The organism is Microbacterium sp. H6 (assembly GCF_003314775.1).
In the GTDB taxonomy this organism is placed as follows: domain Bacteria; phylum Actinomycetota; class Actinomycetes; order Actinomycetales; family Microbacteriaceae; genus Microbacterium; species Microbacterium oxydans.
The window spans coordinates 38,692-43,638 of the sequence record NZ_QOAY01000192.1 but is presented as its reverse complement, the minus strand read 5'-3'; the positions used below and the strand labels follow the sequence as shown (position 1 = coordinate 43,638).

At 66.6% G+C, this 4,947-nt stretch carries 6 protein-coding genes; 3 read left to right on the top strand and 3 right to left on the bottom strand.

The annotated features are described in order from the left end of the window. On the top strand, positions 1–424 hold a 424-nt coding region (locus DSP71_RS23790; RefSeq protein WP_258546428.1), incomplete at its 5' end, for an NAD-dependent epimerase/dehydratase family protein. Here DSP71_RS23790 and DSP71_RS12775 read toward each other — a convergent pair. The 3 genes from DSP71_RS12775 to zapE form a co-directional block, all read right to left on the bottom strand. Then, a complete protein-coding gene (locus DSP71_RS12775; RefSeq protein WP_179516037.1) occupies positions 390–974 on the bottom strand; it encodes a type II toxin-antitoxin system PemK/MazF family toxin in 585 nt (194 codons plus the stop codon). The genes DSP71_RS23790 and DSP71_RS12775 overlap by 35 nt on opposite strands. Before the next feature lie 20 nt (positions 975–994). Beyond that, positions 995–2,233, bottom strand: coding sequence for an ammonium transporter (locus tag DSP71_RS12770; RefSeq protein ID WP_113681272.1), 1,239 nt, complete (start codon positions 2,231–2,233; stop codon positions 995–997). Positions 2,234–2,367: 134 nt separating this feature from the next. Then, positions 2,368–3,405, bottom strand: a complete 1,038-nt coding sequence (zapE, locus tag DSP71_RS12765; protein WP_046747196.1) for a cell division protein ZapE — start codon at positions 3,403–3,405, stop codon at positions 2,368–2,370. 145 nt (positions 3,406–3,550) lie between these two features. Here zapE and DSP71_RS12760 point away from each other — a divergent pair, with 145 nt between their 5' ends. Together DSP71_RS12760 and DSP71_RS12755 are read left to right on the top strand one after the other, a co-directional pair. Then, complete coding sequence (locus DSP71_RS12760; protein ID WP_061018748.1) at positions 3,551–4,444, top strand: sulfurtransferase; 894 nt, start codon at positions 3,551–3,553, stop codon at positions 4,442–4,444. Positions 4,445–4,463: 19 nt separating this feature from the next. After that, positions 4,464–4,895: a SufE family protein gene (locus tag DSP71_RS12755; protein WP_046747198.1), complete on the top strand. Its 432-nt coding sequence runs from the start codon at positions 4,464–4,466 to the stop codon at positions 4,893–4,895. Positions 4,896–4,947 lie beyond the last annotated feature (52 nt).

The following is a 4,947-nucleotide window of genomic DNA, read 5'->3' as shown; positions in this document are numbered from 1 at the left end:
GGTGGTCGCGGCGTTCGAGGGCGAAGACCCCGACGTGATCATCGTGGAGGGTCAGGGTGCGCTCAGCCACCCCGCGTACATCACCTCCGCTCACATCCTTCGCGGAAGCCAACCCGCAGGCGTCATTGTGCAGCATGCCCCGGGTCGTGCGGTCCTGGGCGACTTCCCGATGGTCGCGATGCCGACGGTCACGAGTGAGATCACGCTGATCGAGGCTTTCGCAGACACGAAGGTCATCGGCGTCACCGTGAACCACGAGAACCTCACGGCACAGCAGCTCGCCACAGCCATCGACGAGATCGAACTCGACACCGGACTCCCCGCCACGGATCCGCTGACCCGGCCGCTGAGCGAGCTCGTCGAGATGGTGCTGCAGTCGTTCCCGACGCTCAGCCCGCGACGGACCAGCCGTAACGCCGCGTGAGAGCAGCCACGACCCGGTCGTAACGGCCTCGATCGAGGACGGCGGCCTCCCGCCGCAGTCCTCTCTCGTGCACGCTGTACAGCTGCTCGACGTCGACCCAGGACTCTCGACCCTGAGAGTCCCACGCACCCGTGCCGATCGAGAGGTAGTCCCGCTCGCCGTCGTGGGGTTTGCTGGTCATCCGGACCGCGTATACGCGATCGACGGATTCCCGGCCGATCACCAGAACGGGACGATCCTTCCCGCGTCCGTCGTTCTCCTCGTAGGGCACCCAGGTCCAGACGATCTCTCCGGCGTCCGGGGCGCCGTCCCGCTGCGGCGTGTACGCGACCTGCAGGTTCGTGATCCGCTCCGGGTCAACGCGGAAGGTCTGGGTACCGCGCGTGGCTCCGCGATCTGCTCCGGTGGTCGCGGTCCCAGGACGCTCGTGGGGTGTCCGTAGACGCGCGTCCGGGCGCCTCGGACCTGATGTCCGAGACGCCCGGCCGGAGCCCACTGCCTTGAGCAGGATCTCCGCGAGTGTTGCCAGGATGCCGTTGGTCTTGCTCACACGGTCACCCTAACCGCAGATCACGCGTCGGCGAGTGCGTAGCCCTCCTCGCCGTGCACGACCTGGTCGACACCGGCGATCTCGTCTTCGTTCGTGACGCGGAAGCCGATCGTCTTCTGGATGGCGAAGCCGATGATGAAGGCCACGACGAACGAGTAGATCAGCACGCCGAGGGCGGCGATCAGCTGCACCGCGAGCTGGCGCGCGTCCCCACCGACGAACAGTCCGGTCTCGGTGGCGAAGAACCCGAGGTAGAGCGTTCCGATGAGGCCGCCGACGAGGTGGATACCCACGACGTCGAGCGAGTCGTCGAAGCCCAGACGGAACTTCAGCTCGATGGCGAGTGCGCAGACGACACCGGCGAGTGCGCCGAGCAGCAGCGCCCATCCCGGAGTCAGGTTGGCGCATGCCGGGGTGATGGCGACGAGACCGGCGACGGCGCCCGAGGCGGCACCGACCGAGGTGGGCTTGCCGTCCTTGATCTTCTCGACCAGGATCCAGCCGAGGATGGCTGCGGCGGTCGCACCCAGAGTGTTCAGACCGATGAGTCCCACACCGCCCATGTCCTCCGCGAGCCACTCGGCGCCGGCGTTGAAGCCGAACCATCCGAACCACAGCAGAGCGGCGCCGAGAAGCGTCAGCGGCACGTTGTGGGGCTTCAGGATGCCCTTCTGGAAGCCGATGCGCTTGCCGAGGACCAGAGCCAGGGCCAGGGCCGCAGCACCCGCATTGATGTGCACCGCGGTTCCACCGGCGTAGTCGATCACGCCGATGCCGCTGTCCTCACCGAAGAGCGTGGTGCCGAGGTTCATGATCCAGCCGCCGCCCCAGACCCACGCGGCCACGGGGAAGTACCCGACCGTCGCGAAGATACCGGCGAAGATCAGCCAGCTGCCAAACTTCGCGCGGTCTGCGATCGCCCCGGAGATCAGGGCGACGGTGATGATCGCGAACGTGGCGCCGTAGGCGACGCCGAGGAGAGCGACGTTCGAGCCCTCGCCTGCGGCGAGGCTCGAGAGGCCGAAGTCGGCGAACGGGTTGCCTGCGAAGGCGGTCGGGCTGTCGACGGCGCTCATCGAGTAGCCGAAGAGAATCCACAGCACGGCGACGAGTCCGATGGAGCCGAAGCTCATCATCATCATGCTGACGACGCTCTTCGCCTTGACGAGACCGCCGTAGAAGAAGGCGACGCCGGGCGTCATGAGCAGCACCAGCGCTGTCGCGGTGATCGCCCACGAGATGTTGCCGGGAGCATCCATAGGAAAACCTCACATCCGAAGTAATTGAGAGCTTCAGTGTGACGACCTGCGGTTTCGTCAATGCGTGAGGTTTGTTTCCCCGCTGTTACAGCGCGGCTCCGCCCGTGAACATCGCGTTACGCGCGCCTACGGGCTTACGCAGAATGCGTGAGGGCGTTGAGTCGGGAGATGGCGCGCAGGTACTTCTTGCGGTATCCACCGGCGAGCATCTCGTCGGAGAACACCGCATCGAGGCTGAGGCCAGTGGCGAGGATCGGGATCTGCGCGTCGTACACACGGTCGACGAAGGCGACGAAACGCAGTGCCTCCGACTGATCGGTCAGCTGACGGACGTCGCGCACACCCACGCCGCCGAGTCCGTCGATGAGTCGGATGTAGCGCGACGGATGCACCTGTGCCAGATGGCGGATCAGATCGTCGAACCGGTCGTCAGACGCGGTGCCCGTTGCGGCGGCCGCAGCGACGGCCGCAGCGTAGGCGTCGTCGTCGAGCACGACGGCATGACCGTCGAGGGCGCGCTGGCGGAAGTCGACGCCGTCGATGCGCAGTGTCTGGAAGCTGTCGGACATGGCATGGATCTCGCGCAGGAAGTCCTGTGCGGCGAAGCGTCCCTCACCGAGTGCGTTGGGAGGGGTGTTCGAGGTGGCTGCGAGTCTGGTGCCGGTCGGCACGAGCTCGCCCAGCAGGCGCGTCATGACCATCGTGTCGCCCGGGTCATCGAGCTCGAACTCATCGATGCAGAGCAGATCGGCGCCCTTGAGCAGATCGACGGTGTTCTTGTAGCCGAGCGCGCCGACGAGGGCCGTGTACTCGATGAACGAGCCGAAGTACTTCCGGCGGGCCGGCATCGCGTGGTAGATCGAGGCGAGCAGGTGTGTCTTGCCCACTCCGAATCCGCCGTCGAGGTAGACGCCCGGCTTGAGCTCCGGCTCCTTCTTCGCCCGGCTGAACAGACCTCCGCGCTTCACGGGAGCACCTCGTCCGGCGAAGCGCATCAGCGTCTCCTTCGCCTCTTCCTGCGAAGGGTAGGCGGGGTCGGCGCGGTAGCTGTCGAACGTCGCACTGTCGAACTGCGGCGGCGGCACCAGGCTCGCCAGCATCTCGGGTCCGCTGACGGTCGGCTGGCGCTCGGTGAGGTGCACGATTCCCGTGCGGCTGGTCGGGTCGGTCATCACGGTCCTGGATCAGGTGCTCACCTGTGTCGAAGTCTTACGAATCGGGCGCAGGGTGCTCGGCGGGGATCTATCGTCGAAGGGACGGAACAACACTACGCCGTCTGCAGCAGCACCCTCGTCCGCTCAACGCTTCGGAGACCCCATGGCCATCGAGTTCGATTCCTCCTCCCCCAAGTTCGCCGAGTACGCCGAGCCCGGCCGCCTGGTGACCACGCAGTGGCTCGCGGAACGGCTGGGGACCCCCGGCCTCGTGGTGGTCGAATCCGATGAAGACGTCCTGCTCTACGAGACCGGCCACATCCCCGGAGCGGTGAAGGTCGACTGGCACACCGAGCTCAACGACCCGGTGGTGCGTGACTACGTCGACGGCGAGGGCTTCGCCGAACTGCTCAGCCGCAAGGGCATCGCCCGCGACGACACGGTCGTCATCTACGGCGACAAGAACAACTGGTGGGCCGCCTACGCCCTCTGGGTGTTCTCGCTGTTCGGCCACGAAGACGTACGCCTGCTCGACGGCGGACGTGACCGCTGGATCGCCGAAGGACGGGAACTCACCCGGGAGGCGACCTCCCGGCCGGCTACGGAGTACCCCGTGATCGAGCGCGACGACTCCGTGATCCGCGCGTACAAGGAAGACGTCCTGGCCCACATCGGCAGCCCTCTGATCGATGTGCGCTCCCCCGAGGAGTACTCCGGTGAGCGCACCACGGCACCCGCATACCCCGAGGAGGGGACGCTGCGGGCGGGACACATCCCCACCGCGCAGAGCGTTCCGTGGGCGAAGGCGGTCGCGGAAGACGGCGGATTCCGCCCCCGGGCCGAGCTCGACGTGATCTACCGTGACGGCGCCGGCCTGAATGACGGCGACGACGTCGTCGCCTACTGCCGTATCGGTGAGCGGTCGAGCCACACCTGGTTCGTGCTCAAGCACCTCCTCGGGTTCGAGAACGTCCGCAACTACGACGGTTCCTGGACGGAGTGGGGAAGCGCAGTGCGCGTGCCGATCGTCACGGGCTCAGAGCCGGGTACCGTCTGAGCGTGTGACAATGACAGGGATGAGCACGAGCGACGTTCCTGACACCCTTGCCGAGATCCGCGAGGGATTCCTGGAGACCCCGGAGTCGGATCGGCTCCTCCTGCTGCTCGAGTTCTCGGACGAGCTCCCGGACGTCTCGGACGCGGTCGCGGCGCATCCCGAGATGTACGAGCGGGTCGCGGAGTGCCAGTCCCCTGTGTACATCCACGTCGAGGTGCAGGACGACATCGTCACCATGCATGCGACGGCACCTCCGGAGGCGCCGACCACCCGCGGGTTCGCCAGCATCCTGGTGCAGGGGCTCACCGGTCTCACCGCCGACGAGGTTCTCGCCATCCCGAACGACTACCCGCAGTCGATCGGCCTCACGAAAGCGGTGTCGCCGCTGCGGATCGGAGGCATGACCGGGATGCTGATGCGGGCGAAGAACCAGGTCATGCAGAAGCGCTGAAACCCGTGGCTTCGAGCCAGTCCGTGATGGCGGTGGTCCATCCGGTCTGGTC

What these genes read in the sequence shown, in the direction of transcription:
- DSP71_RS12770 (WP_113681272.1), bottom strand. Translation starts at nt 2,233, where the DNA reads ATGGATGCTCCCGGCAACATCTCGTGGGCGATCACCGCGACAGCGCTG.
- zapE (WP_046747196.1), bottom strand. Translation starts at nt 3,405, where the DNA reads ATGACCGACCCGACCAGCCGCACGGGAATCGTGCACCTCACCGAGCGC.
- DSP71_RS12760 (WP_061018748.1), top strand. Translation starts at nt 3,551, where the DNA reads ATGGCCATCGAGTTCGATTCCTCCTCCCCCAAGTTCGCCGAGTACGCC.
- DSP71_RS12755 (WP_046747198.1), top strand. Translation starts at nt 4,464, where the DNA reads ATGAGCACGAGCGACGTTCCTGACACCCTTGCCGAGATCCGCGAGGGA.